Origin of the sequence: Priestia sp. AB, from assembly GCF_028369225.1 — a bacterium.
In the GTDB taxonomy this organism is placed as follows: Bacteria; Bacillota; Bacilli; order Bacillales; family Bacillaceae_H; genus Priestia; species Priestia megaterium.
Genome location: NZ_JAQMYN010000003.1, coordinates 293760 through 320057, shown reverse-complemented (window position 1 = coordinate 320057; position 26298 = coordinate 293760). Strand labels below are relative to the sequence as shown.

At 35.4% G+C, this 26298-nt stretch carries 28 protein-coding genes and 1 riboswitch; of the genes, 23 read left to right on the top strand and 5 right to left on the bottom strand.

From position 1 onward, the window contains the following. Positions 1-47: 47 nt before the first annotated feature. Positions 48-821, bottom strand: a complete 774-nt coding sequence (locus POF52_RS11275; RefSeq protein ID WP_013083007.1) for a sulfite exporter TauE/SafE family protein — start codon at positions 819-821, stop codon at positions 48-50. A gap of 122 nt (positions 822-943) precedes the next feature. On the opposite strand from POF52_RS11275, the gene POF52_RS11270 reads away from it, so the two are divergent. Continuing rightward, positions 944-1711, top strand: coding sequence for a TrmB family transcriptional regulator (locus POF52_RS11270; protein ID WP_074895863.1), 768 nt, complete (start codon positions 944-946; stop codon positions 1709-1711). A gap of 358 nt (positions 1712-2069) precedes the next feature. On the opposite strand, the gene POF52_RS11265 is transcribed toward POF52_RS11270, so the two are convergent. After that, positions 2070-2696, bottom strand: a complete 627-nt coding sequence (locus POF52_RS11265) for an FMN-dependent NADH-azoreductase (protein WP_013083009.1) — start codon at positions 2694-2696, stop codon at positions 2070-2072. A 197-nt stretch (positions 2697-2893) separates the two neighbouring features. On the opposite strand from POF52_RS11265, the gene POF52_RS11260 reads away from it, so the two are divergent. The 4 genes from POF52_RS11260 (at position 2894) to POF52_RS11245 (ending at position 6305) form a co-directional block, all read left to right on the top strand. Further along, the gene (locus tag POF52_RS11260; protein ID WP_271992677.1) at positions 2894-3613 is read left to right on the top strand and encodes an SDR family NAD(P)-dependent oxidoreductase; all 720 of its coding nucleotides are present in this window, start codon (positions 2894-2896) and stop codon (positions 3611-3613) included. Positions 3614-3976: 363 nt separating this feature from the next. After that, positions 3977-4540 (top strand): class I SAM-dependent methyltransferase, encoded by a 564-nt coding sequence (locus POF52_RS11255; protein WP_176584734.1) that lies wholly within the window; start codon positions 3977-3979, stop codon positions 4538-4540. Between the two features lie 11 nt (positions 4541-4551). Further along, complete coding sequence (locus tag POF52_RS11250) at positions 4552-5232, top strand: response regulator transcription factor (RefSeq protein ID WP_013083012.1); 681 nt, start codon at positions 4552-4554, stop codon at positions 5230-5232. Beyond that, positions 5229-6305: a HAMP domain-containing sensor histidine kinase gene (locus POF52_RS11245; RefSeq protein ID WP_016763977.1), complete on the top strand. Its 1077-nt coding sequence runs from the start codon at positions 5229-5231 to the stop codon at positions 6303-6305. Before POF52_RS11250 ends, POF52_RS11245 begins: the two co-directional genes overlap by 4 nt. Here the strand turns inward: POF52_RS11245 and POF52_RS11240 are convergent. Continuing rightward, complete coding sequence (locus POF52_RS11240; RefSeq protein WP_271992675.1) at positions 6296-7738, bottom strand: aminotransferase-like domain-containing protein; 1443 nt, start codon at positions 7736-7738, stop codon at positions 6296-6298. The genes POF52_RS11245 and POF52_RS11240 overlap by 10 nt on opposite strands. 103 nt (positions 7739-7841) lie before the next feature. Here POF52_RS11240 and POF52_RS11235 point away from each other — a divergent pair, with 103 nt between their 5' ends. The 3 genes from POF52_RS11235 (at position 7842) to POF52_RS11225 (ending at position 9252) form a co-directional block, all read left to right on the top strand. Beyond that, complete coding sequence (locus POF52_RS11235; protein WP_271992673.1) at positions 7842-8453, top strand: LysE/ArgO family amino acid transporter; 612 nt, start codon at positions 7842-7844, stop codon at positions 8451-8453. Between the two features lie 57 nt (positions 8454-8510). Further along, complete coding sequence (fosB, locus tag POF52_RS11230; protein ID WP_271992671.1) at positions 8511-8939, top strand: metallothiol transferase FosB; 429 nt, start codon at positions 8511-8513, stop codon at positions 8937-8939. Positions 8940-9054: 115 nt separating this feature from the next. Next, positions 9055-9252, top strand: a complete 198-nt coding sequence (locus POF52_RS11225) for a hypothetical protein (RefSeq protein ID WP_271992669.1) — start codon at positions 9055-9057, stop codon at positions 9250-9252. A 64-nt stretch (positions 9253-9316) separates the two neighbouring features. On the opposite strand, the gene POF52_RS11220 is transcribed toward POF52_RS11225, so the two are convergent. Continuing rightward, entirely contained in the window at positions 9317-9586 is a 270-nt protein-coding gene (locus tag POF52_RS11220; protein ID WP_271992668.1) for a hypothetical protein, read from the bottom strand. Between the two features lie 464 nt (positions 9587-10050). On the opposite strand from POF52_RS11220, the gene POF52_RS11215 reads away from it, so the two are divergent. Both POF52_RS11215 and POF52_RS11210 read left to right on the top strand, forming a co-directional pair. Further along, positions 10051-10248, top strand: coding sequence for an anti-repressor SinI family protein (locus tag POF52_RS11215; protein ID WP_334314403.1), 198 nt, complete (start codon positions 10051-10053; stop codon positions 10246-10248). Between the two features lie 403 nt (positions 10249-10651). Further along, positions 10652-10984 (top strand): helix-turn-helix domain-containing protein, encoded by a 333-nt coding sequence (locus tag POF52_RS11210; protein ID WP_271992667.1) that lies wholly within the window; start codon positions 10652-10654, stop codon positions 10982-10984. 339 nt (positions 10985-11323) lie between these two features. On the opposite strand, the gene POF52_RS11205 is transcribed toward POF52_RS11210, so the two are convergent. Further along, positions 11324-11470, bottom strand: coding sequence for an anti-repressor SinI family protein (locus tag POF52_RS11205; protein ID WP_255323427.1), 147 nt, complete (start codon positions 11468-11470; stop codon positions 11324-11326). A 24-nt stretch (positions 11471-11494) separates the two neighbouring features. Then, a riboswitch (cyclic di-GMP riboswitch) is annotated at positions 11495-11593 on the bottom strand. Positions 11594-11954: 361 nt separating this feature from the next. Here POF52_RS11205 and POF52_RS11200 point away from each other — a divergent pair. The 13 genes from POF52_RS11200 to POF52_RS11140 all read left to right on the top strand — a co-directional run bounded on the left by POF52_RS11200 (position 11955) and on the right by POF52_RS11140 (position 26297). Further along, on the top strand, positions 11955-14594 hold the full coding sequence (locus tag POF52_RS11200) for a right-handed parallel beta-helix repeat-containing protein (protein ID WP_271992665.1): 2640 nt from the start codon (positions 11955-11957) through the stop codon (positions 14592-14594). Positions 14595-15240: 646 nt separating this feature from the next. Further along, positions 15241-15972 (top strand): YveK family protein, encoded by a 732-nt coding sequence (locus POF52_RS11195; protein ID WP_271992663.1) that lies wholly within the window; start codon positions 15241-15243, stop codon positions 15970-15972. Next, on the top strand, positions 15959-16618 hold the full coding sequence (locus POF52_RS11190; RefSeq protein ID WP_271992661.1) for a CpsD/CapB family tyrosine-protein kinase: 660 nt from the start codon (positions 15959-15961) through the stop codon (positions 16616-16618). The genes POF52_RS11195 and POF52_RS11190 overlap by 14 nt, the downstream gene beginning before the upstream one ends. Positions 16619-16900: 282 nt before the next feature. After that, positions 16901-17065, top strand: coding sequence for a hypothetical protein (locus POF52_RS11185; RefSeq protein ID WP_271992659.1), 165 nt, complete (start codon positions 16901-16903; stop codon positions 17063-17065). 16 nt (positions 17066-17081) lie between these two features. Next, complete coding sequence (locus POF52_RS11180) at positions 17082-18914, top strand: polysaccharide biosynthesis protein (protein ID WP_271992658.1); 1833 nt, start codon at positions 17082-17084, stop codon at positions 18912-18914. Between the two features lie 43 nt (positions 18915-18957). Further along, on the top strand, positions 18958-20121 hold the full coding sequence (locus POF52_RS11175) for a glycosyltransferase family 4 protein (RefSeq protein WP_271992656.1): 1164 nt from the start codon (positions 18958-18960) through the stop codon (positions 20119-20121). Then, positions 20084-21151, top strand: a complete 1068-nt coding sequence (locus POF52_RS11170; protein ID WP_271992654.1) for a glycosyltransferase family 2 protein — start codon at positions 20084-20086, stop codon at positions 21149-21151. The genes POF52_RS11175 and POF52_RS11170 overlap by 38 nt, the downstream gene beginning before the upstream one ends. A gap of 11 nt (positions 21152-21162) precedes the next feature. Next, positions 21163-22272, top strand: coding sequence for a glycosyltransferase family 1 protein (locus POF52_RS11165; RefSeq protein WP_442956641.1), 1110 nt, complete (start codon positions 21163-21165; stop codon positions 22270-22272). A 30-nt stretch (positions 22273-22302) separates the two neighbouring features. After that, the gene (locus POF52_RS11160) at positions 22303-23196 is read left to right on the top strand and encodes a glycosyltransferase family 2 protein (RefSeq protein ID WP_271992651.1); all 894 of its coding nucleotides are present in this window, start codon (positions 22303-22305) and stop codon (positions 23194-23196) included. Between the two features lie 45 nt (positions 23197-23241). Continuing rightward, a complete protein-coding gene (locus POF52_RS11155) occupies positions 23242-24318 on the top strand; it encodes an EpsG family protein (protein WP_271992649.1) in 1077 nt (358 codons plus the stop codon). 89 nt (positions 24319-24407) lie between these two features. Beyond that, positions 24408-25490 (top strand): UDP-glucose 4-epimerase GalE, encoded by a 1083-nt coding sequence (galE, locus tag POF52_RS11150; protein ID WP_271992647.1) that lies wholly within the window; start codon positions 24408-24410, stop codon positions 25488-25490. A 12-nt stretch (positions 25491-25502) separates the two neighbouring features. Beyond that, the gene (locus POF52_RS11145) at positions 25503-25652 is read left to right on the top strand and encodes a hypothetical protein (protein ID WP_164798022.1); all 150 of its coding nucleotides are present in this window, start codon (positions 25503-25505) and stop codon (positions 25650-25652) included. 45 nt (positions 25653-25697) lie between these two features. Beyond that, on the top strand, positions 25698-26297 hold the full coding sequence (locus tag POF52_RS11140) for a sugar transferase (protein ID WP_271993108.1): 600 nt from the start codon (positions 25698-25700) through the stop codon (positions 26295-26297). Position 26298 lies beyond the last annotated feature (1 nt).

Sequence of the window (26298 nt, the reverse complement as noted above, 5' to 3'; positions counted from 1 at the left end):
TAATAGATATATAGGTTCATTGTTATGGTTCTAAAGAAACTATTGATCTATTTGTACTGATTCACATAATCGAATATGTTTTTGCTAATAAGGCTTAAAGTGACAAGGATAAAAAGCGTTCGGACATACGTCACGCCTTTTGATAGAGCGACATTTGACCCGACAAAAGAACCCGCGATCATCGCAACCCCCATAATTAATCCGTAAGAAAATACAACAGAATCGAAATATAAAAACACAAGCAAAGCACCTAAGTTACTGCCGAAATTTAAAAATTTTGCGCTGCCTGCTGACTGCAGGAAATCAAATCCCATAAATAAAAAAGCAAATAAAATAAATGAACCTGTGCCTGCTCCTAAAAATCCATCGTAAAAGCCAATAATAAAAATAAGTGCGGTAAAGAAAATAAGTTTCTTAATAGACAGCGGCTTATACGTAGACGTGGTGCCCCAGTTTTTTTTGAAGATTGTATAAATAGCAACTAAAACAAGGAGAATCAAAATAACAGGTTTCAAAAAAGCAGAGGATAGAAAATGAACGGTGATTGAACCTCCTAAAGAACCAATAAATACAAAAGGAAACCATTTACCTACGACGCGAAAGTCGACTTTTCCGGATTTTACAAATCGAATGGTACTCGTTAATACGCCCATCGTTCCGGCTAATTTATTTGTAGCTAAGGCAGCAGCGGGAGGCAGGCCTAAAAATAAAAGAGCAGGCGTTGAAATTAAACCGCCTCCGCCAACTACAGAGTCAATGAATGCGGCTAAAAAACCAAAAAGTAAAAGCAAAAGAACAATCTGTAAACTTAATTCTTCCATAAAGCACCTTCCTCATGTCATAATATATAGTGACTACTTAAATAGTAACTATATAAAAAGCAGTTGTAAATATGTAAATGATAAAAATTTCAAATAACTTAAAAAACAGGGAGGTTTCCTTTATGGAAAATATTATTCAGCAGCTGCAGTCGCTTGGATTTAATCAGTATGAATCAAAAGTATACGTGACGCTTGTCAAAAAAGGATCTTCCACTGCTTATAGCATTAGTAAACATTCAGGTGTGCCAAGAGCGCGTGTATACGATATTTTACAAACACTAGAGGAAAAAGGCATGGTGTTAAAAGAAGAGAGTAATGATGGCACCCAGTACACGTCGTTGCCCGTCGATGCTTTTTTGCATTCGCTGCAAAAAAAATGGAACGAAACGTATGAAGACGTTAGCGAAACGCTTAAACGTCTTGAAGCTGCAGAGTCTATAGAAGAAAGCCGGGTTATGACGATGAAAGGAGAAAGAGCCATTCTTGCTTTTTGTGAGTCGCTATTGTTAAAAGCAAAAAATAAAATTGTCATCTCGCTTTGGCCCGATATTTATAATGAGTTGAAGCCTCTTTTATTACAGCTAAGGGAGAGCGTCACACTAAAAGGAATTGTGTTTGAACAAGATGAAGCGATGGAGGAATTTGACCGGCACCGCCATACAAGCTATACCGAAAACATTGGAAATCAAAACTGGTTTATTATATCTGTTGACAGCAGTGAAATGATTTATGGTCATAAAGAAATGGCGTACTATACAAATAACGCAGTCAACATTAATTTACTTGAAAATTATATTTGGCATGATATTCTCGTTAACAGACTTGTAGAAAAAAGTGATAGAGAAATGGACAGGTGGATCGAAAAGGAAAGAGAAAGTTTTTTTGCGTAGAAAAGAGACTTAGACATAACGAAATCACTTCCATCGAAAGACGAACAAACGGGATAAATGATCTAGTATGAATGGCTTGTTACATCGCAGTTAATTTCCGTGCAAGGCTTCGCTTTCCGCGGCCGGCCGATGAGCCTCCTCGTCGCTTACGCGCCTGTGGGGTCTCGTCTGTTCCGCTTTTCCCGCAGGAGTCTTCGCCTTGCCCTCCAATTAACTACTGGAAGCAGCCACCATGCATGAAAGCTACGTTCTTCTTACCAACAGAAAAATCCGAACAAAGTTGATGCTCCATTAAGAGTCTCGAGTCCTCGTTCGGATCTTCCTTCAATTAAAATATTTTTGTTACAGCCTCTTTATATTAAAAAGTTTGGGCAAGTTTTTTTGCTTCTGCTATTCCTTTTTCTTTAATTTCTTGGGCTTTATCTGGCATTGCGTTATGCCCTTCCACAAAAATACCGTCTAACGAAGGTACTCCGAAGAAATTCATCATAATCCCAATATAACGATGCCCCATTTCCATATCAGCTGCAGGGCCTTCAGAATAAATGCCTCCGCGCGCTTGAATATGAAGCGCTTTTTTATCCGTTAATAGCCCAACCGGACCCTCTGCCGTGTATTTAAATGACTTACCCGCTACGGCTACAGAGTCTAAATAGGCTTTCATAACCGGTGGAAACGAAAAGTTCCACATAGGCGTTACAAAAACATATTTGTCCGCTGATACAAACTGTTCGCTCAATTCTGCAAGGCGATTGACCTTCTCCTGTTCATGAGAAGAAAGTTCAGAGCCAGACTGAAGTTTGCCCCAGCCGCTAAATACATCCGCATCAATATGAGGGATATTTTCTTTATAAAGGTCAATATGTACAACTTCGTCACTTGAATTGTGCTCTTTGTAAGCATCGATAAATGCTTTTCCAGTTGCCATACTGAATGATTGAGACTCATCGTGAGGATGAGCTGTAATATAAAGTACTTTTGCCACGTCTTATCATCTCTTTCTTGTTTGGAATAATGTACTGTCTTATCGTTATCACTCCCATAAAAAACTATACGCGCTTTGTCAGGAAAGCTAAAAAAGAACGCAAGAAAGGGATGTCTATATAGAAAATAATGGTATAATAAATGTTTGAATATTTACATAACAAGTATGTTTAACAGAAGTGAATAAGAGGTGTCGAGATGAAAGAAAAATGGATAATCGTTACGGGTGCAGGTTCTGGAATTGGCAAAGAAATTGTAAAAGAGTGTGTGTCGAAGGGCTATTCAGTTATTGCTTGTGATATTAACGATGGAGCTTTGAAACAGCTAGCTGAAGATACAAAGGGCCATATTGAAACACACGTAGTAGATGTTAAAAAAGGAAACGATGTAAAAGATCTTTTTTATCAAATAAAAGATAAAAGTTTGTATGGGTTAGTTAATAATACAGGCGTGTATTTAGGGAAAAATTTATTGGACTATGAAGAAAATGAAATAGATTTTGTAATGGATATTAATATTAAAGGATATGTTTATTTCTCCAAGTACTTTGGCGAATTATTAATGAAAAAGGAAATAGAAGGAGCGATTATTAATATATCGTCCGTGTCAGGAATGGAAGGAAGCTCCGATGCTATATATGGAATGTCTAAAGCAGCAATACTAGGATTAACTAAGAGCTGTGCGATGAATTTTTCTCCTTATATCCGGGTGAACGCCGTAGCACCTACAATGGTAAATACCGATATGATGAAAAATATTCCAGAGTGGCGCAAAAATGAATACATCGCTCATCAGCTGATTCCAAGCTTTGTTACGCCTCAAGACGTGGCAGATACGGTTCTTTTTTTACTGAGCCCTCAAGCAAAACATTATACAGGAGCCACATTTGATCTGAACAGCGGATGTTATTTGCGATAAATGACCTTTTAAAAGAGGCTGGGACAAAAATTTTTTAGTTAAAAGTAAATTCGAATGATCAACCGATGTTATTGGTTGATCATTTGAATTTTTTGTTGTTATTGTGAACGCTGGCTTCATGGATTTCGTTGCTTCTAGCTGTTGATTAAAGAGCAAGGCGAAGGCTTGCATGGAAATCAACAGCGGTGTCAAGAGCAATCCATATGAGTTTATTAATCCAATTTGCTCGTCTTTAGATTGGGTTAATTCCGTTATATCCCATCCTCCTTTTTGTTTTCTGAAGAATTCTTAAGAAATTTACTTAACGTTTCTTTAGATTTTTTTTCTATTCTAGAAAGAAAGAGTAGAAAGAAGGAATAGAAAATGAATTTAGCTTTTATGTATCAATATTTTCACCAGCCGCGAACGGTAGGCGCACTTTTGCCGAGCTCTACGCACTTAGCGAAAAAAATGGTAAAAGGGATTGATTTTGAACATGCAGACTGTATAGTAGAGTACGGGCCAGGAACCGGAGTTTTTACCCGTGAATTAATAAGAAGACGAAGCGCTTGTACAACTTTGCTTCTTATCGAATACAATCGGCATTTTTACGAAAAAGTAAAGGAACAAGTAAGAGATGAAAAAAATGTGTATGTGATACACGGATCCGCTGAAAATGTTCAAAAGTACTTGATACAGTATGATATTCCAAAAGTGGATTACGTACTATCAGGTCTTCCTTTTGCTTCTTTAACGTCTGAAGTGTCGGACTGTATTTTGCAAAACACGCGCAGCGTATTAGCGGAGGAAGGGAAATTTATTACGTTTCAGTATACGAATTTAAAAAAACAGCTGATCCGCTCGTTTTTCCCTCAGATTAAAGTGGAAAAAGAGTGGAGAAATGTTCCTCCTGCATATATTTTTACATGCGAAAAGAATGGGATATAAGGAGTTTGTAAATGAAAGACAGAATTTTAATTATAGATGACGATGAGCAAATTCGTAATTTAATTGCTATTTACTTAGAAAATGAAGGGTTTGAAGCGCTGAAAGTTTCTAATGCTGTATGTGGATTAGCGCTTTTAGAGGAACAAGAAGTAGATTTAATTATATTAGATATTATGATGCCGCAGATGAATGGAATCGATGCTGCTTTTAAAATACGTGAAGAAAAAAACATGCCCATTATTATGCTGTCGGCTAAGTCAGAAGATATGGACAAGATTTCTGGGTTAACAGCAGGCGCAGATGATTACTTAACAAAACCATTTAATCCTCTCGAGCTCATCGCACGAGTAAAATCACAAATTAGACGCTATAAAAAATACAATGAACGTGCTGAGCGCGATATTATTCAAATTGGCGATTTGGAAATTAACCGCAGCACCCGGCTTGTCTTTGTGCGCGGCCAAGAGATTCGTTTAACACCAAAAGAGTTTGATATTTTAGAGCTGCTGGTACGCCACAAAGGAACGGTGATGAGTATGGGGAAAATATATGAAGCCGTATGGCAAGAAGATGCGTTTAAATCGGATAATACCGTAATGGTTCATATTACAAAGATTCGCGAAAAAATTGAGGATAATCCGAAAAAGCCAATTTATATTAAAACCATATGGGGCGTAGGATACAGAATATGAGAAGAATAAGTGTAAAGCTTCTTTTTGCTATCATTATAAGTTTTTTGGCTACCAATTTAATTTTTATTTTAATTGCTAGGCTTGTTTTGAGCAGGTATATACAAGAAGAGAAAATGAATGTCCCTGCATATAATGTATTGGCGTTTGGACTTTTCTTTATCGCCGTTGTGGTCTTTGTTTTTGTTTTTTTAGCACTTATTCGTTCCCATATTCGTTATCTGAAAGAAATCTCTAAACAAGTTCAAAAAATTTCAAATGGAGATTTAGGCGCAACCATCCATGTACGAGGAAAAGACGAACTGGCTGAATTAAGTCAAAACATTAACAAAATGTCTGCGCAGCTCCGTACAAAATTTGATCGTGAACGAGAGCTGGAGCAAGTGAAAAATCAGCTAATATCCAGTGTGTCTCACGATTTGCGTACGCCGTTAACATCCATCGTTGGGTACCTAGATTTAATCAAAAAAAGAGAAAGTATGGATGATGAAACATTATATAGCTACTTATATATTGTTGATTCAAAAGCAAAATACTTAACTGATTTAATAGAAGAATTGTTCGACTATACAAAATTAACGAGTCCTGATCTTCAGCTTCAACGAAATGAGGTCGATATGAAACGTTTGCTTCAACAGGTAATAGGAGAGTACGAGCCAATTTTAACAAGAGAAGGCATTGATGTTCAGACTAACTTTGCTTGTGAATGGAATGCATTTATTGATGTGGAAAAAATGGTAAGAGTATTTCAAAACTTGCTTGAAAATGTCAAGAAATACAGCAAAAAGCCTTCCTTATTAGAGGTGAATCAGGAGATTGACGAGGGTTACATAGTTATTTCCTTTAGGAACAGCATTAACATCAGTGAAAAAATTGAGGTAGAAAAGTTGTTTGATCGATTTTATCGAGGTGATGAATCAAGAACGGACGCGAATGGTTCAGGTTTAGGACTGGCTATTGCAAAACAAATTATTCAGCTGCATCAAGGAGAGATACGAGCGGATCGTCAGCATAATAAGCTCACTTTTTTTATAAAGCTGCCGTTAACACAAGAAAGCCTTAAGAATCACTTGTAAAGATTCTTAAGGCTTTTTGCGACTATTTTGATGCCGTACTCAAATTCTGCAAGCGTCGCATAAGAAAAGGATATTCTGATATGCTGTGATGTCTCATGGTCATACAATGCGCCTGGATTTAAAAGAACTCCTTCGTCGAGACAGTGCTTAAATAACTTTTGCATCGAAACAGGCTTATGCAGCGTAAGCCAAAAATAAAAACCTCCGCTCGGAGTATTCCACACAGCGAGATTCTTCAAGTACTTCTCTAGAATAGTCAGTGTTTGCTGAGATTTTTCTTTTAATTTATAGCGTACGCTGGTCACATGCTTGTCATAGATTCCGGTTTTGAGAGCTTCAGCAGCGGCCCATTGAGATAAGGAACTGGCTCCGTAGTCAACTTGCATTTTAAGGTCAGCTAATCGCTCAATTACATGTTCAGGCCCTACAATCCATCCAATTCGAAATCCAGGACTGAATGTTTTAGAGAACGTTCCTAAATAAAGAACCATTCCATTTTTATCTTGAGCTTTTAATGAAAGTGGAGGCGGTGAATGGAACCAAAGCTCTCCGTAAGCATCGTCTTCAATAATGGGCAAATGCATTCTTTCACACTGGCGAAGCAGTGCTTCGCGCCTTTGTTCACTCATCGTTACATTGGTGGGGTTATGAAAGTTCGGTATTGTATATAAAGCTGTGCCTTTTTCTTTTTCGTGCTGGTCTTTTAATGAAGCTAAATGTATTCCTTCTTCATCTAACGAAACGCCCGTTATTTTCATTTGTGCGGACTGAAATAACGGTAGAGAATAAAGATAAGAAGGCTTTTCAGCTAATATATTGGCACCTGGAGGCAGCAGGCCAATTGAAATTAACTGAAGGGCTTGAAGTGAACCGGATACAATTAAAATAGATGAAGGAGACGTTTCAATGCCTCGTTTTTTTACATGCTTCACTAACTCTTGTCGGAGTTCATCATTTCCTCTTGGGTGCTCGTAGCCCAAGTGTACGCTTCTACGATTAATTCTGCTAAATAGTTCCGAAAGCTGAGAGGAAGGAAGCAGGTCAGATGCTAACTCTCCAGTACCTAAACGAATAATGCCCGGTTGAAATTCAGCTTCGTTAATATGGCGGATAGTAGGAGAATTTGGTTGGTATATTCCTGCTTCTACATACGAATTCCAGTTCATGTTAGAACCTGATGCTAGTAAGCTCCACGTATTATTAATGACCTTGGTGCCACCCCCTTTGTTTCCGCTGAGCAGTCCTTCAGCCATTAAGTTTTCGGTTGCCGTCACCACCGTGCTTCTATTTACAGAAAAGCTAGCAGCTAAATGGCGCTGCGAAGGAATTTTAGTTCCAATAGGCCACTCTCCATTTGTAATTTTCTCTTTCATATACTCTTGAATTTGTTTGTGCATTGGCTTTTTATTAGCCGGATCTGGAGTCCAGTTCATGTGAGACCACCTTTTTATAATTTGGTTGGTATTATAAATCAAAACTTGGATGGAGACAACAGGGGATGTCAATTGTAGGATAAAAGAGAAAGGAGAGAGTAATATGTTTACAGTGATTATACATGCTTTGTTGTTAGCATTCGGTTTGATTTTACCTTTAGGGGTACAAAATGTGTTTGTTTTTAACCAAGGAGCAAATCAACGAACGATCAAACAGGCGCTTCCTGTAGTGGTAACGGCTTCTGTTTGTGATACAATTTTAATTCTAGTAGCAGTGCTGGGCGTTTCAGCAGCAGCCGCTGCTTTTTCATTTTTTCAAACGCTTATTTTTGGAATAGGTCTTCTTTTTTTAGCGTATATGGGCTTTGTGACGTGGAAGAGCGAACCGTCAAAAACGTCATTAAAGGAAGGGATGACGCTAAAAGCACAAATTTTATTTGCTGCTTCTGTATCTCTGCTAAATCCCCACGCGCTGATGGATATTATGGGTGTAATCGGAACAAATTCTCTACTGTACAGCGGAAAAGAAAAATGGGTTTTTACGCTGGTGACGATATCCGTTTCGTGGATATGGTTTTTATCCCTAGCTTTTGCAGGAAAAGCAGCAGGAAAAATGGATTCAAATGGAAAAATAATGATTTGGGTCAATAAGGCTTCTGCATGTATGATTTGGGGAGTAGCTCTTTACATGGCAAAAAGTATGTTTTTTCAGTAAAATAGGTGCTAAAAGGAAAGTTATGTAATACTTTTTTCTAGAAAGCGAGGGGTAAAGATGATTCAAGGAATTAATCACATGTGCTTTTCTGTGTCAAATTTAGAACAATCTATCATATTTTATCAGAAAGTGCTAGGAGCGGAACTTTTAGTGAAAGGAAAGTCCACCGCTTACTTTAGTCTTAAGGGACTGTGGCTGGCGCTAAACGAAGAAAAAAATATTCCTAGATCAGACATTCAGTATTCGTATACTCATTTAGCGTTTTCTATTTCCATTGAAAACTTTGACGAAGCAAGAGAACTGTTAAAACAGCATAATGTAACCATCTTACCGGGAAGAAACCGCGACGAAAGAGACAGAAAATCTATTTATTTTACGGATCCTGACGGTCATAAATTTGAATTTCACACCGGTACGCTTCAAGACCGTTTAGCGTATTATCAAGAAGAAAAGCCTCATATGACATTTTGTTCGCTAGAAGAATAGTACTAAAATAGTTATATAAGGTTACAGTTTTATTACATTCGCATTCCTCGCTCAGTTATCATTAAATAAACGATTCTGTTGTGATATAATGGAAAAAAAGTGAGGAGGAGGAAGAATGTATACCACAAAACAGGTGAAGTTTGGTTCGCATATTGTGATAGGCGTACTTTTCGGCATCCTAGCTGCAATGTTAATCGGCACTTTTTATCAAAATGTACCGGGTGTATTACCATACGGGATGATTAGCGGACTTGCAGTAGGACTCTTAGCAGATACATATTATACAATTAAAACAAAAGTAAAGGTTATCTAATATAGAGAGTAAGAAAAAGCAGTGAAGCGAGCGCTTCACTGCTTTTTTCTATTTCAAAATGACATTACTCAAAAGGCACTATATCCAATCGATTTCTGCGGTAACAGGTTAGAAGCGTATACAGTTCTGCACGGTGATGATATAAATGAGACTGAATTTCAAGCAGCCACTCAAAACGTGTATACGCGCATCCCCAATAGGATGTCTGCAGTGAAAATAGCTTTCGTTCGTCAAAAGAAGAGTAGACTGCTTTTAGCTGGTTAAAACCATCTATTAAAGCTGTTTTAAGTTCAAGCTTTGTATAAGGTGGATGCTGCAGATAAAAGTCATTCATTTTATCCGCAGAGTAGCCTAAGGAAATATAATAGTCTGCACTGCAAATGAGACATAAATGCTGCAGCAGCTCTTGAATAGACCGCTTGTGAGGGAGGAGACGATAAGCAAGCTCTTCTTCTGTAACCTTATCAATGATTGCGGTTAGAGAATGGATTTCAATTTTAATACGTATATTAGGAAACTAATTATCGTAAATAGTTTGTAAACAATAGATTCTTTCTATCTTTTCGTCTTTTCATCGCATGCTGGCAGGTAGGCCTTAAGGGCAATTTACCAGCATACATATAGAGAAAAGGTAAAGCATGATTCTTGATCTATCACATTTTTATAGTTTTATAATATTTATTATGAGTGAAATAGACAAAAAATTTAAAAAATAATGATTTTTTGGAAAAAGTAGTCGAATGTTCTAGTAATATCCATTATACTGTAAAGTAACAAGGAGAAATAAGGACTTTTGTTTTGAAACATTTTTTAGAAAACGTTACCAAAGATGTGGTGAAGGAGACTGGAATGATGGGCGTGGATGATAAAAGTACTATTGATTTAGAATGGATTCATTTAATGCTAGAAGCTCGAAATCAGGGGATTAGCATACAAGAAGTTAAGGAATTTCTTTTGAATGCAAACCAATTCCATAAGAAAAAATATAATAAATGAGAAGTTAGTTACTGTATAAACTGTCTATCTAGCTTACATTCGTTCAGATATTTAAGAGTATACAGTTTCACAACATGTTGTTAATTTTGATGAACAGTAGGGAAAGACAGAAGAGACTATCATAGGCGGATAGCTCAATATAATCCGCTTCCTTTTATTATTTTAGCAGGGATGGTGAAGGATACCTCTTCTTTATCATTATAACCCCTAAAAAAATTTTACTGTATAATTACAATTGCTTTTGTAAAACAGATAACTAATATCTTATTTGGAATACATAAGAAGGCTATTCCAAGCCATTTAACCAGGTTTTCATAGTCTAACAATAATTAAATTTGTGATAGGATTTAGGATAGAACTGTGGTACAATTATCCCTACAAGCATTTATTAAGGGTGATAAATATGACAATTGGTCAACGTATCCGAGAACTTCGAAAGAAACAAGGAATATCATTAACTGAACTTGCTAACCGTGCGGGAGTAGCTAAGTCCTATATCTCTTCTGTTGAAAGAGATATTCAATTAAATCCATCTATTCAATTTTTAAATAAGATTTCAACCTCTTTACATGTCAGTGTAGATAAATTAATTCATGACTCTTCCGAAAGTGATAGCTCAATCGTAATAGATAGTGAATGGTTAGATTTAGCAAAAGAGGCAGCTGAATCTGGTATAAGTAAAGAACAGTTCAAACAGTTTCTTGAATTCCAAAAGTGGCAGAGCTCAAATCAGTGAACCCTAAATCATCTGTTTTAAAGGGCAGTAGAAACTGATTAATTGTAACTGCCCCTAAAGGTTCTGCATGAGTAGTAAAGAAAGTTATTATTAAGTAAATTTAAGATAGTCCCTCCGTTTAGTTCAATGATGTAAGAGACAACTGCTTTTAACCTCATCTCCTTTCCTTCTTTTTATCTAACCGTACTATTACAAGCTTTTCCCTTTCTTTTTTTCTTGATAGTTAAAAACTAAAATATAACAAGTTTAATAATGAATATACTCTTTTAATAGTTCTCAGCTCAAAAAAAGAATCTAATTCCTATGTGAATTAAATCCCTCGTATCCGCATTTTAACTTTTAGCTGTGTTTGTTATAAGAGATAAACCTTCTTACTTCTTCAATAGGAATTCCCATTTTATATGCGGCCTGCATAAGTTCGATCCATTCTTCATCCAGCTTCTCTTCTTTTTCACTCTTTGTACCCATTTTAATCTGATTCAGCATTATTCTACCTCCAGCTATTCTCTATCAGGTAACCCAGCTATCATAATCTTTTATATTTAATTTCAAGACCTTAGACCTGCGGCTTTGCGTCCTGTTCTTTCAAACAGTTTGCTCTTTTCTGAATCATTTGTATTATGATTATTTTACTACAAGAAAAGACGTAAGTGTGTCACAATTTGTCGTTTTTATAATAATTAGAATAAAAATAATGTGAAGCTTTACAGGTCAGGCTAAAGGGAATTTTACTAGAGCAAAGTTATGGAGTTTTTGAAACAGCAACATTCTAAAAAATAGGAAATGTATGAATTATATTCTTCAATTGTGCTTATACAAGAAATTAGTAGGAGAGAAGCTTTCTGAATTAAGCATCTATGAAATATATTTTGTTACTGAAAAACTCCTTATACTTATAATTAATATACCTAATCACTTATCTTTTTTTTGCATACTATAAAGTATTATTGGAAAAGTGGTGAGGAGAACAATGAGCAATCTTGAAAATTTAGGAGACGTAGATTTAAAAACGAACTTCCCAGCTAACAATGACGTACTCGCATATGATAGTGCTACATTGAAATGGGTGCCTAAAAGTCTTACAACGTTAGATAATAATAACCGTGCATCTTCATACGTAATTGAGTTAGATAGGTGGGAAATTAAAAATAACGGAACAGAACCTTTAAAAACTACCAATGGAATAAATAATGCACTCCTATGGGCTAAAGAGAATAAGTATGGGGAAGTTATTTTGCCAGAAGGAACTTATCTTATAGAAAAAAATTCATCTATAAAGTTCTGGAGCGATACCCATTATAAACTTTATGGATGTTTGTTTGTTAAAGAATCGAATAACTTGACAGGATATGAAATATTAACATGTATTGATATTAAAAATACGATTATAGAAGGAGCTACCGTAAAAGGGGATAGAGAAACCCATGATTATTCAATAAATAGCACGCATGAGTGGGGATATGGAATTTCAATAAAAAACTTATGTTATAATATTTTGATTAGGAATTGTGAATCTTTTGAATGCACAGGTGATGGACTTGCTATTAGCGCAGATTTTTCCGCACTTGGCGGTGCTCAGCATAATAAAACAAATGGAGGTCATTTCTCTAAAGGTGATATTAATGCTAACGGAAATATTGATAATACGCAAATTCAATATGTGACAGTAAATAAATTTTTTGATATAACAACGCCTTTAGCAAAAGAAGTAGGATATATTTTTTATTCTGGAGATGGATACGGAGGATACGGATCGGGTCTGAATTTAAATAAAGTTCCCATAAAAGTTCATTTCTATGATTCAAATCAAACTTATTTAGGTAACAGGTCCTACAGAACTTATGAATATATCTATATTGATGCTATGCCACTGGGCACAAAATTTGTAAGGTTTTCTTTCTTAGGAAATTTTGATGCGATGGATGGTAACTTACATTATGTTTCTTGTGCAAAGACGCCTCAATACATCACGTTTAGGGGATGCAACACTCACAAAAATAGAAGACTAGGTGCTTCTGTTATGGGAGGGAGGTTCATAACTTATGAAAATTGTGAAATTCATAACAATAGCAATAAGTTGATTGTTTCTAAAGGGTGTAATCCTGGGTATGGGATAGATGTTGAAGATGGATATATGAATAATCAGAGGATACTTATCAGAAGCTGTAATTTCCATGATAACAGAGCGGGAGATTTTATCTGTGTTAGTACACGCGGGGTAACATTAGAAAATAATAAGTTTGAAAAATTAGTTTACTTTAATGGTCAAGGTGATGACTACTTGTCTCAAGGGAACCTATATCACGGTCCGATTAGAGGTAAGTCTATAACCAGTGGAGTTGAAAAAGACGGAACTTTTTGTACATTTAAAAACGACAGTATTTTTGGAACACAAGTTGGTCTGGATGGAGGAAATACTACTCTCGAAAACTGTGTATTTACGAAAACTGCGCTGCAATTAGGAGGAGAAACAGTAAAAGTTATCAATTGTAAGCTTACGTATGAACAAGAAGGTACAACCATATCAGCTTTGACGTTATCAGGCAAACACGTAGAGATACATGATAGTTTATTTGATATTAGAAGCGGGAATGCATACGGAGCATTTTTAGCACCTAATGATTATTTATTGATATCTAATTCTCAGTTTTTTACGGGAGAAACGGTAGGCGGTATACTAGGTTCTTTTAAAGAAGTAATAATAAAAGATAGCGAATTTATTCATACAGGTGCTAAAGCAAACTATACTAGAGTTTATGCAACAGAGCAGATGAGAGTTGAACATAACACCTTTAAAAATCATTCTTTTCGTATTTTAGGCGGAGACTATCTTAATAATATACTTGCAGTAGACAAAGGATACATTACTCACTATTTTAAAAACAACAAAATTATTTGGACGAGAAGTAGTAATACTTACGTACATGAACTTTTAGGGCCAGGTATAGGAATAGGGTTAATACCGAGATTGGATGTGTCAGATAATAGACTTGAAATAATTGATCAAAATGTTTCTCTTGGCTCCTTATATACTATGCGTATATTTGTGGAAAACCATTTAACTTTTCTTAATAATATAATTGCTACTATCAAAACTTCAGAAAACAATACCAAAGGAACCATTACACTTGACTATGCATATAGGTCAGGTACTACTGTATCCAGACCTAAAGCAACTATAATCAATCAAAATAATACCAAAATTAACTCAGATATTTTATTTACTGCTAACTTAAATAACCAACTAGAGAAAATGAGTGGAAATAATCCTTTGGCGTCCTTTGCACCTTCTCAACCTACCTCTGGAACTTATGAATTAGGTGAGTTAATATATAATTCAACACCTGTAGCGGGGGGATATCTGGGATGGGTCTGTATAACAGCGGGCCGTGCTAGCAACAGCCTATGGGCACCTTCCACTAATTATGTTAAAGATACTATTATTTACTTCCAAGGACATGTTTATCAAGCTCAGAACAATGGAATTTCTGGCTTAAATGTTCCCAACTTTTCTAAAGTCTCTGGTACAATAACTCTGGATAATGGTCTAAATTGGAAAGAGATAGGTTTGTTAGCGGTATTTAAACAATTTGGATTTATACAGCAATGACTGAAAAGGCTAGCTCGTGACCTTAAGGAGCTAGCTTTTATGTTTTGGTATAGAAAATACATGATAGTTTAAATGGTATAGTGCTTTCTCACTTCAAATAATTTAAAAGTTCATATAACACCTAGATTTTATAATTACAATAAATTCTATGGTTAAGAAGTATTAAGCTGTAATAATTTGAATTTAGAAATAGGATTATACCTTTGCGCTAATTATTGCTCAAGGTATCAATCTCAGGATTAGTTACTAGCCAGTAACTATGATTGCGTTTTCTCACAACTGTTATTTTAAAATATGCATAGTATAAAGTATGCTAAGCCACTTTAATTATTAACATAATAAAAAACGTTCTTTATAAAAAACGATAAATTATTACAAGTTTATTCTTTGTGATAATAATAATGGTTTTTGGTTTTGTAGTAAGAATTAAACGGGACTATAGATACATAATTAAACTTTTAAAATTAAATTAGCATTGACTTGTTCTTTATAAAGAATTAAAATGAGATAGAACTTAATAACCAGGGTTTGTAGCAGATATATACCTAAGACATAAAGTTTAGTGGTCTTTATGTTCGTTATAAAGAATATTAGGCTTTAATATCAACGATATGTAGAAAATATCATTAAAGTAAAGGTGGTTCTAATGAGTACAATGGAACAAAAAAATTTTTCCCAGCAACTAAAGGGAAAAGATATTAATTTAAAAGAATACTATGAAGTCATAAAAAGACGTATTTGGATTGTAGTTATTGTTACTGTTCTTACCACACTAGCAGGCTTTTTCTATAGTCATCAGAATAATACAGTATTTTATCAAGCTTCCACAAGAGTGATTGTAGATGTAGATACTCAGAAAATGAGTACGCTTCTAGTGATGGTTAAAGATCCGGTCGTGATGGAAAAAGTAACAAAACAGTTAAATTTACAGCAGTCTGCAGAAGCCACAGCAGGTCAAGTACAAGCGGCGAGTCTCGACGGCTCACAAATCATTAGTCTCTCTGTAACAAGCACGGACCCAGCAACTGCTGTTAAAATTGCCAATACTACAGCCAAAGTATTTAAAGAGGAAGTAGGAAATATTCTAAATATTAAAGGGGTTCAATTATTATCTCCAGCAAAGAATGCTTCTCCTGTTGATGGAAACCAAAATCGTATCATCATGATTGCTTTGATTGCAGGGGTTGTAATAGGCATTGGGTTGACCTTCTTATTGGATTCTTTAGATGGAAAAGTTAAAAAAGACAGTGAAGCGGAACGAATATTAGGTGTACCAGTAATAGGAACAGTTTCTAATATGAACAAACAAAAATTAAAATCATCTAATAAAACCGAAACAGAAGTAGAATTAAGGAGTGAGACTGTTGGCAGCAAATAAAAAATCTCAAGGAGCGGCGTTGAAAAAGCAAAGCCTCGTTACCTATTCAAACCCTAATTCCGTTATTTCTGACCAGTTTCGCACAATTAGAGCAAATCTTCACTTTCTTACGAAGAAAAGTACAAGTAAATTATTTCTCATAACTTCTCCTAAAGAAGGAGAAGGAAAATCAACCATGGCAGCTAATTTAGCTGTTTCCATGGCTCAGCAGAAAGACAAGGTCCTATTAATTGATGCAAATTTAAGGAAACCTGTTATCCATGATATTTTTAACATTCAGAACACAGGCGGATTAACAGGTGTACTGGAAAATGAAGTAACTTTTGAAGAAGCGGTATATCAAACAAGAATTGACAATCTAGATATTTTAACTAGTGGTGCTGCTCTTTCTAATTTTGTAGAGTTATTAGGCAATAAGAAGATGGAAAGTTTGCTTACTAGGTTTACTGATTGCTATGATGCGGTATTAATTGACTCGCCTGCTGTATTGGCTTCTCCTGAAACGAGAGTATTATCAACATACTGCGAAGGAGTGGTACTAATTTTAAAGCGGGGCAAAACAGAAATAGAAAAAATTGAGGAAGCAAAAAGAGTACTAGACATTGCTGAAGCTAGACTAGTAGGCGTGATTGTTAATGAAAAATAAAACTATATTTTTTTACACTAATGTTCTTAATTAAGAACGTTAGTGTTCTTTAAAGGTTGATTTAATAAAATAGTTTGGTGATGCCTACTTACCGTTATCAACGAAGGCACTCGATCATGCTGTGGGTTGAAAGAAACCTTAGACGCAAGTCGTCGAAAGTGTGGTGTGAGGCTGGGTTAGATGCCCGTTTTAACTTGTATAAAGCTTTTATGTATATGGTTTTACAAAAACCTTATACATAAGGGCTTTATTATTTTTATAGTGAAGGAGATGTGAAATAAGATGGAAAGATTTGATAATCAGCCGAAATCCATTAAAAAAGCTGTCAGATACATTAAACAAGATGCATCTAAAGAGCAGCTGATTGAAATTAAAAAACTGTTTGATAATACCATTCAAAAAAGGATAAAGGCTCTTGAATTAGACAACCAAAAAATTATCAGCTAAAGAAAGGAGAACGTGTATGACTTATCGCCAAAGGTTGTCTTTATTTATTGTAATTGATTCTTTTATTGTGATGTTGGCCATTTTTATGAGCCGTTTTCTTGTAGACGCAAGTATTTACGTGATCACCTTTCCTGTCGTTGTAAGTTCACTTACATTTTTGCTTAGTCATCATTTTTTCTCAATTAGGTTCAAACTTTATAAAAAATCTTGGGAGTATGCAAGTATTGGAGAGCTAGTAATCATTTTTAAAGTTGTCTCTTATTCTATTCTCTGTGCCGCGATCATTCAGCAATTGGTTTTTAAAGAAACATTTTTTAGACTGCTGGCTGTGACGTGGCTGCTTCATATGTTATTAATGGGCGGGTCACGATTTGTGTGGAGAATGTATCGGGATTCCATTATAAACAAATCAAGCAATAAAAAAAGAACATTAATTATTGGCGCTGGATCCGCTGGTACCATGGTAGCCAGACAGCTTTTAAAGAAAAATGGAAGCAATCTTCTCCCTGTGGGCTTTATCGATGATAATGTAAAAAAGCATCATCTTGATATTTTAGGCATTCCTGTACTAGGTGGGATAGGAAAAATAGAGGAAGCTGTCAAAAAGTTCGCTATTGAAAATATCATCATCTCGATTCCTTCTCTTAGCAAAAAGGAATTAAACATTATTTTTCAAGAATGTGCTAAGACAAAAGCGAGAACTCAAACCTTGCCAATGCTTGAGCATCTCGTTACAGGAAGAGTTTCAGTGAATCAGTTTCGCGATGTGCAAGTAGAAGATCTTTTAGGAAGAGAACCTGTCGAAATGGATGTTGAAAGTATATCGGATTATGTTACGAATAAAGTAGTTTTAGTGACTGGAGCTGGCGGGTCAATTGGCTCTGAGATTTCCAGACAAATCTCAAAGTTTAATCCGAAAAAGCTCATTTTGCTCGGTCACGGTGAAAACAGTATTTACTCCATTGAAATGGAACTGAAAAATAAGTTTAAAGAGACACGTATTGAATTTACAACCGAGATTGCCGATTTGCAAGATACCAAGAGAATGATGTCGGTGATGAACATACATAATCCGGACGTTGTATATCATGCTGCAGCTCATAAACATGTACCGCTGATGGAACGAAATCCAGAAGAAGCTGTTAAGAATAATATAATTGGAACCATGAATGTTGCAAAAGCAGCAAGCTGGCATGGCGTAGGAACTTTTGTCATGATTTCCAGTGATAAAGCAGTAAATCCAACGAGTGTGATGGGGGCAACGAAAAGGCTGGCAGAAATGATTATTCAAGGAATGGATGCACATAGCGCTACAAAATTTGTTGCTGTCCGATTCGGTAATGTATTAGGAAGTCGAGGAAGTGTTATCCCGTTATTTAAAAAACAAATTGAAAAAGGAGGACCAGTAACAGTAACTCATCCGGACATGGTTCGTTACTTTATGACAATTCCCGAAGCATCAAGACTCGTTATTCAAGCCGGAGCATTAGCCGGCGGCGGAGAAATCTTTGTTTTAGATATGGGAGAACCAGTAAAAATAGTTGATCTTGCTAAAAATTTAATAAAGCTATCTGGAAATTCAATTGACGAAATTGGCTTAGAATTTACAGGTATGAGACCAGGAGAAAAGCTGTTTGAAGAATTGTTGAAAGAAGATGAAATTCATGAGCAGCAAGTATATCCAAAGATCTATGTGGGAAAAACAGCAGAACTATATTTAGAAGAAATCAATGAAATCATTTCGACGTACGAGAACCTAGACCAAGAAACTTTAAGACAAGCGCTACTAAACTTGGCAAATAATAATTTGACTTCTACTTCTAAACAAATTGTCTCTGTTTCAAGTTGAAGAAGCTGGAGGAGAATGAACATTATGCATATAGGTGATACACATGTCTAACAAAGTACTGTTTTGTGCAACCGTTGACTTTCATTTTCAAGCATTTCATCTGCCTTATATGAAATGGTTTAAAGAACAAGGCTGGGAAGTTCATGTAGCCGCAAGCGGGAACATGAAACTTCCTTATGCAGATCAAAAATATAACATTTCCATTCAACGATCACCTTTTCATATGGGAAATATGAAAGCTTATAGAGAATTAAAAACAGTAATAAACGAAAATAAATATAATATTATTCACTGTCATACTCCAATGGGCGGCGTGTTAGCCCGTTTGGCAGCACGAAAAGCAAGGAAACAAGGAACCAAAGTTATTTACACTGCTCACGGTTTTCATTTTTGCAAAGGTGCACCTCCTGTGAACTGGCTTTTTTATTATCCTATAGAAAAAACGCTGGCCCATTATACGGACTGCTTAATCACAATTAATCAAGAAGATTATCAATTGGCAACTCAGCATTTCAAAGCAAAACGTATTGAACATGTACATGGAGTGGGAATCAACACGGAGAACTTTAAACCGGCAAATGAAAAAGAAAAAATTCACCTTAAAGAGTCATTCGGGTATCATCCAGATGATTTTTTATTATTTTATGCTGCAGAATTTAATAAAAATAAAAACCAACAGCTTCTTCTTCAATCGCTGGCACTTATAAAAGATGAAATTCCACATGCAAAGCTTCTCTTGGCAGGTAAGGGACCTTTGTTGGAAAACTGCCGAGAACTAGCCGCAAATCTTGGAATCTTTCATATGGTTGAGTTTTTAGGCTATCGAAATGATCTTCAGAAAATTGTCCCGATGTGTGATGTCGCAGTAGCATCAAGTCTTCGTGAAGGGTTACCTGTAAATATTATGGAAGCTATGGCTTGTGGTTTACCTATAGTGGCCTGTTCAAATAGAGGGCATATAGAACTTGTACAGGAGAGTTTAAATGGATACATAGTACCTGCAAATGAGTATCAGACCTTTTCATTAAGAATCTTAGAAATATATCGTTCAAAAAAACTTTATAGAAAAATGTCAATGGAAAGTAAAAGGATAATACGGAATTTTTCTCTCAATCAAGTAACTAAAGAATTAAGTAATGTTTATCTAAGATACATGGCGGAGGATATAGATGAATCCAAAGGTAAGTATAATCGTACCTATATATAATATGGAAAGTTATTTGGACAGATGTTTGGATAGTTTACTAGGACAGAATCTTAGAGAAGTTGATATTATCGCAGTTAATGATGGATCAACAGATTCTACTTTGCAGATTCTTAATGAGTACGCTAAGAAGGACCATCGCATTAAAATAATTAATAGAAACAACAGGGGTGTATCATCTGCCAGGAACGAGGGAATAAAGGCTGCAACGGGAGATTTTATAGGTTTTGTAGATCCAGATGACTGGATAGATTCTCGGATGTACGAAACCATGTACAATACAGCAATTAAAGATAAAGCAGATATTGTAATGTGCACGTATACTCGTGAATTCGGCAATCATTCAAAGGAAAAAATATTCAATCTGCCTAATAAGATCAAGTATATGAATGAAGAAGTTAAAGTAAACGTAATGAGACGCTTAATCGGACCTTTAAACCAAGAAGTCGCAAATCCAGAGTTGTTGGATGCGTGGGGCACCGTTTGGTCAAAGCTATATCGTACAGATATTATTAAACAAAAGAACCTTAAATTTGTTGATCTTAAGGAGATTGGAACGAATGAAGATACGTTGTTTAATATCCAGGCAGTATATTACTCAAATTCCTTTGTTTTTTTAAATCATCCTTTTTATCATTACTGGCGAGCAAACGCCTCTTCTGTAACAGCAGGTTTTAAGCCGGATTTACTGGAACAGTGGTTTAATTTGTATGAAATAATAGAAAATTTCCTGAAAACTAAAAATATGGAGGAAGAGTATTATTTAGCTTTAAATAACCGGATTTGCTTAAATACACTAGGTCTTGGTTTAAATACAATTAGCAAAAGTAATAAGTTGTCCGCTTTGTTAAAAATAAAGTATATAAATTCCTTCTTAAACGATTATCGAATAAAACGTTCGTTTAGTCAATTTCAACTGTCGCACTTTCCAGCCATTTGGAAGGTGTTTTATTACTGTGCGAAAATGCGTATTGCAACAGGATTTTATTTATTATTAGTTGCAATAGAGATTCTTAGAAAGACTATCAGATAGGAGTGGAGTTTTTGAAACCGATTCGGATCCTTCAAGTAGTAACCATCATGAACCGTGGTGGACTTGAAACGATGTTAATGAATTATTACCGTGAAATTGATCGAAGTAAAATACAATTTGATTTTATGGTCCATCGTACGGAAGAAGGACATTATGATAAAGAAATTAAACAACTTGGCGGAAAGATTTTTCGAATGCCGCAGATTAAACCTGGTAACTATCGTAGGTACTTTAAGCTCCTAAGTGAGTTCTTTACAAATTATAAAGAGTATAAAGTAGTACATTCTCATATTAATGAGAATAGCAGCTTTGTATTAAGAGCAGCAAAAAGAGCGGGGGTTCCTTGCAGAATTGCACATAGCCATTTAAGTGATTTAAGTATTGATTTTAAACTGCCTTTTCGTTTATACGCCAGGTACTCAATGAAAGATTATCCTAATAATTATTTTGCTTGTTCTGTAAAGGCAGGTCAATGGCTATTTAATAAGAGGTCTACCAGCCCTAAAGAAGTGATAGTCTTAAATAATGCTGTGAATACTAAAGAGTTTAGATATAACGAAAACATACGAAATGATATTAGAAATGAGCTTGGTATCGATAAAAACCAGCTGGTTATCGGACATATTGGCAGGTTTAATAAGCAAAAAAACCATGAGTACTTAATTGACATATTTCATGCTGTTTACAAACAAAGGCCTGATTCAATATTAACACTAATTGGTGACGGAGACTTACGACAAGCTATTGAAAGAAAGGTTGAAAGTATAGGTCTCTCTACGAATGTTAAATTCTTAGGAGTTCGAAGTGACATTTCAAATTTAATGCAAGCAATGGACTTATTTCTGTTTCCTTCTTTATTTGAGGGATTACCGGTTGTTTTAGTTGAAGCACAAGCGGCAGGTTTAAACTGTATTGTTTCAGACACAATTACAAAAGAATCAAACATAACAGGAAATGTTGAGTACATAAGTTTAGGAGAATCTCCTGAAGACTGGGCGGATAAAATACTGTCCACCTCTTATGAACATAAGGATACTTCAACCATACTAAATGAACGAGGATATGACACTGAAACAATGTCTAAATGGCTGACAAACTATTATATGGATCATACATTGTGAGTGTACGACGAAATTAGGAGGGAAAGAAAAATGGTACCTACTTTAACAGTGTTTACCCCAACCTATAACAGAGCCTACACTCTTCACTTATGTTACGAAAGTTTAATGAGACAAACATGTCGAGACTTTGTGTGGTTAATTATTGACGACGGATCAAGCGATAACACGAGGGAATTGGTAGAGAGCTGGATGACGGATAGTAAAATACCAATTAGATATCACTATCAAGAAAATCAAGGAATGCACGGAGCCCACAATGCTGCATATGAGCTTATCGACACAGAGTTGAATGTTTGTATAGATTCGGATGATTATATGCCAGATGATGCTATTGCAAAAATTATAAACTTTTGGAACAAATACGGAAGTGAGAAATTCAGTGGAGTAATCGGTCTGGATTCTTATAATGATGATGCAATAGTTGGCACACGGCTGCCAGAACATATTAAACATTCTACATTGTTCGATTTATATAACAAGCACGGTGTAAAGGGTGATAAAAAGCTTGTTTATCGAACTGAACTAACAAAACCACATCCATATCCGTTGTTCCAGAATGAGAGATATGTAGGTTTAGCCTATAAGTATCATATGATTGATAAGCAATATGAACTGCTCCTCATGAATGAAGTATTATGCTGTGTGGAATATCTACCAGATGGATCATCCCTTAACATGCTAAACCAATATCGTAAAAATCCAAAAGGGTTCGCCTTTTATCGTAAGGAATTGATGAAATTGCCTTTTGGTAATGTTTCATTCAAGTTTAAGCAAGCTATTCATTATGTATCAAGCAGCTTGATGAGTAAAAATTGGAAGCTTTTAAAAGAGACACCTAGTAAAAGTTTAATAATCTTAGCAATGCCTTTAGGGATAGCATTGTATTTTTATATCACGACAAAAACAAAGGCTGTTAAAATTTAGTTAGTTTTAACAACCTTTGTTTTTGACTTTGAGAGGGTACATGATATGACGTTCCTTTGGATTAACCTTTCCTTAGTATTTATATTTTCTTTTTTTGGAAGGTATTTTGCGAATACTGTTATTGCAAATGTTTCAACAGTTTCTATAAAGCCTAACAAATTTCTCACTTTCGGCGCATTATTATCTTTAATTTTAATATCTGGACTTCGGAACAATATAGGGGATACATTCTTTTATATGCACTCTTATGAAATAAATGATTATACCTGGGATTTTGTTAAAGAAGGGAAAGATATAGGTTTTGGAATTCTCCAAATGTTATTACAGAAGCTGTCAAAAGATCCACAGATATTGATTTTTACCACCGCTTTAATAACTAATGTTCTTATTGTGTTTGTTTTATATAGGTATTCACGAATGCTAGAGTTGAGTATATATATATATATAACAGGTGGTTTATTTTTGGTAACAATGAATGGGGTTAGACAAACTTTAGCAGCAGCCATTATCTTCACAGCGACAAAGTTTCTAATGGAAGGAGACTGGAAAAGATATTTCTTAGTTATTATTTTTGCATCCTTTTTTCATCAAAGTGCACTTATATTAATCCCAATTTATTTTGTCGTTAGAAGTAAGGCATGGTCTAAAGCTACAATTGCTCTCGTGGCTTTAGCCGTTATAATTGTTTTAGGGTTTAATCAATTTTCATCACTATTATTTTCGGCTATTCAGGATACGCAATATAGTGAATATCAGAATGTCAACGAAGGTGGAGCTAATATTCTGAGAGTAGCAGTAAATGCAGGGCCTTTACTAGTTGCTTTTTTAGGAAGAGACAAATTAAGAAGAATATTTCCTAACAGTGATGCTATTGTAAATATGGCCTTAATCGGTTGTGTTTTCATGCTGATTTCAACTCAAAATTGGATCTTTGCGAGGTTTTCTATCTATTTTAGTTTATATCAATTGATAGTGATTTCATGGATTGTAAAGCTATTTCGAGAAAAAGATGAAAAGGTTATTTATTATGCCATCTTGCTTCTTTACTTTATCTATTACTATTACGAGAATGTAATTAGTTTGGGGATATTTTACAAAAGTGATTACTTGATATGGAAATAAAATAATCAAGCTTTTAACTATGAAGAACTAACTTGGTTAGAGGCTAGAGTTAGTTCCTTTTATTTTTTAGACATTGGAGGAATGAATGAATGGCAATTCTTGTTACAGGAGGCGCAGGCTATATCGGGAGTCATACGTGCGTAGAACTATTAAATGAAGGACATGAAATCATTGTTGTAGATAACTTTTCCAACAGCAAACTAGAATCATTAAAGCGCGTATCTGAAATAACGGGAAAGTTATTCAAAATTTATAATGTAGATTTACTGAATCAAAAAGAACTTGAAGGAGTATTTTCCGAAAATAAAATTGAGGCAGTCATTCACTTTGCAGGACTCAAAGCTGTAGGTGAGTCTGTATCCATTCCTCTTTGGTATTATCACAATAATCTTACGGGTACGTTTATACTTTGTGAATTGATGAAAAAATACGGAGTAAAAAACCTTGTATTCAGTTCATCGGCAACCGTATACGGATCGACAAATCAAGTTCCTATCTCTGAAGACGCACCAATAGGAGCAGTGAATCCATATGGACGTACAAAGCAGATGATTGAAGAGATTTTAAGAGATTTATATATTTCAGATCAGACCTGGAGTATTGCTCTTTTAAGATATTTTAATCCGATTGGTGCTCATGAAAGCGGATTGATTGGAGAAGATCCGAATGGAATTCCAAACAACTTAATGCCGTACATTTCACAAGTAGCAGTCGGCAAGTTACAGAGCTTGAACGTATTTGGAAGTGATTATTCAACAAAAGACGGAACAGGAGTTAGAGACTACATCCATGTTGTTGACCTGGCAAAAGGGCATTTGAAAGCTTTAGAGAAAGTGCAATTTTCAAAAGGTGTGAATGCTTATAATCTCGGAACAGGCAAAGGTTATAGTGTGCTAGAGATGCTTAAAGCATTTGAAATAGCTTCTGGAAAAAAAGTCTCCTATACTATTACGAACCGTCGTCCGGGGGATTCCGCTATTTGCTTTGCGGATGCTTCAAAAGCAAAAAATGAACTTGGCTGGGTTGCAGCTAAAGGAATCCATGAAATGTGCGAGGACACCTGGAGATGGCAGAAGAATAACCCAAATGGATATGAGGAAGAACAGGACAACTTAATCGAACATAACTTTCCGGTGCTTACCTCTGCAGCGGATTTTTTAGTGTCTAATTAAGGAGACATTTCGATGAATATATCTAATATCCTTACTGAAAAACAATTGCAGGAAATTTTAATCAGTATTTATGAAAAAGGAAATCAATCTATCGATATTAAACCAACAGATATCGTAAATGATATTAAGCAAACTATATTAACTATTTACTCTTCAAATTAGATAAATAAGAAGATAATAGTAAAAAAGAAATAGAGGGTATGCATGATGAAACGAGTAATGGATTTAGTCACTTCATTGGCTTTATTAACGTTATTCTCTCCAGTTATGTTGTTTACTGCCATACTTGTCCGGTTAAAAATGGGCGCTCCCGTTTTGTTTAAGCAGCAACGGCCCGGAAAAGATGGCAAGCCATTTTACCTTTATAAATTTCGGACAATGGCTAATTTAGAGGACAAGCAAGGCAACTTGCTATCGGATCAAGTACGCCTAACAGGCACTGGAAAGTTTCTTAGAAAGTACAGCTTAGACGAACTTCCGCAGCTTATCAATGTAGTAAAAGGGGACATGAGCTTAGTTGGGCCGAGACCATTGTTAATGGAGTATTTATCTCTTTATACGGAAGAGCAAATGCTTAGGCATAATGTCAGACCGGGAATTACAGGATGGGCTCAAGTGAATGGCAGAAATGCAATTGCATGGGAAGAAAAATTCAAACTGGATACATGGTATGTAAGAAATCAAAGTATGTTTCTTGATTTTAAAATTTTACTTTTCACGGTTTTTAAAGTTGTGAAAAAAGAGGGGGTTACTCAGCAAGGCCATATAACGATAGAAAAATTTAAGGGAACGAAAGATGTGATATGAC

What these genes read in the sequence shown, in the direction of transcription:
- POF52_RS11275 (WP_013083007.1), bottom strand. Translation starts at nt 821, where the DNA reads ATGGAAGAATTAAGTTTACAGATTGTTCTTTTGCTTTTACTTTTTGGT.
- POF52_RS11270 (WP_074895863.1), top strand. Translation starts at nt 944, where the DNA reads ATGGAAAATATTATTCAGCAGCTGCAGTCGCTTGGATTTAATCAGTAT.
- POF52_RS11260 (WP_271992677.1), top strand. Translation starts at nt 2,894, where the DNA reads ATGAAAGAAAAATGGATAATCGTTACGGGTGCAGGTTCTGGAATTGGC.
- POF52_RS11255 (WP_176584734.1), top strand. Translation starts at nt 3,977, where the DNA reads ATGAATTTAGCTTTTATGTATCAATATTTTCACCAGCCGCGAACGGTA.
- POF52_RS11250 (WP_013083012.1), top strand. Translation starts at nt 4,552, where the DNA reads ATGAAAGACAGAATTTTAATTATAGATGACGATGAGCAAATTCGTAAT.
- POF52_RS11245 (WP_016763977.1), top strand. Translation starts at nt 5,229, where the DNA reads ATGAGAAGAATAAGTGTAAAGCTTCTTTTTGCTATCATTATAAGTTTT.
- POF52_RS11240 (WP_271992675.1), bottom strand. Translation starts at nt 7,738, where the DNA reads ATGAACTGGACTCCAGATCCGGCTAATAAAAAGCCAATGCACAAACAA.
- POF52_RS11235 (WP_271992673.1), top strand. Translation starts at nt 7,842, where the DNA reads ATGTTTACAGTGATTATACATGCTTTGTTGTTAGCATTCGGTTTGATT.
- fosB (WP_271992671.1), top strand. Translation starts at nt 8,511, where the DNA reads ATGATTCAAGGAATTAATCACATGTGCTTTTCTGTGTCAAATTTAGAA.
- POF52_RS11225 (WP_271992669.1), top strand. Translation starts at nt 9,055, where the DNA reads ATGTATACCACAAAACAGGTGAAGTTTGGTTCGCATATTGTGATAGGC.
- POF52_RS11220 (WP_271992668.1), bottom strand. Translation starts at nt 9,586, where the DNA reads ATGAATGACTTTTATCTGCAGCATCCACCTTATACAAAGCTTGAACTT.
- POF52_RS11210 (WP_271992667.1), top strand. Translation starts at nt 10,652, where the DNA reads ATGACAATTGGTCAACGTATCCGAGAACTTCGAAAGAAACAAGGAATA.
- POF52_RS11205 (WP_255323427.1), bottom strand. Translation starts at nt 11,470, where the DNA reads ATGCTGAATCAGATTAAAATGGGTACAAAGAGTGAAAAAGAAGAGAAG.
- POF52_RS11200 (WP_271992665.1), top strand. Translation starts at nt 11,955, where the DNA reads ATGAGCAATCTTGAAAATTTAGGAGACGTAGATTTAAAAACGAACTTC.
- POF52_RS11195 (WP_271992663.1), top strand. Translation starts at nt 15,241, where the DNA reads ATGAGTACAATGGAACAAAAAAATTTTTCCCAGCAACTAAAGGGAAAA.
- POF52_RS11185 (WP_271992659.1), top strand. Translation starts at nt 16,901, where the DNA reads ATGGAAAGATTTGATAATCAGCCGAAATCCATTAAAAAAGCTGTCAGA.
- POF52_RS11180 (WP_271992658.1), top strand. Translation starts at nt 17,082, where the DNA reads ATGACTTATCGCCAAAGGTTGTCTTTATTTATTGTAATTGATTCTTTT.
- POF52_RS11175 (WP_271992656.1), top strand. Translation starts at nt 18,958, where the DNA reads ATGTCTAACAAAGTACTGTTTTGTGCAACCGTTGACTTTCATTTTCAA.
- POF52_RS11170 (WP_271992654.1), top strand. Translation starts at nt 20,084, where the DNA reads ATGAATCCAAAGGTAAGTATAATCGTACCTATATATAATATGGAAAGT.
- POF52_RS11160 (WP_271992651.1), top strand. Translation starts at nt 22,303, where the DNA reads ATGGTACCTACTTTAACAGTGTTTACCCCAACCTATAACAGAGCCTAC.
- POF52_RS11155 (WP_271992649.1), top strand. Translation starts at nt 23,242, where the DNA reads ATGACGTTCCTTTGGATTAACCTTTCCTTAGTATTTATATTTTCTTTT.
- galE (WP_271992647.1), top strand. Translation starts at nt 24,408, where the DNA reads ATGGCAATTCTTGTTACAGGAGGCGCAGGCTATATCGGGAGTCATACG.
- POF52_RS11145 (WP_164798022.1), top strand. Translation starts at nt 25,503, where the DNA reads ATGAATATATCTAATATCCTTACTGAAAAACAATTGCAGGAAATTTTA.
- POF52_RS11140 (WP_271993108.1), top strand. Translation starts at nt 25,698, where the DNA reads ATGAAACGAGTAATGGATTTAGTCACTTCATTGGCTTTATTAACGTTA.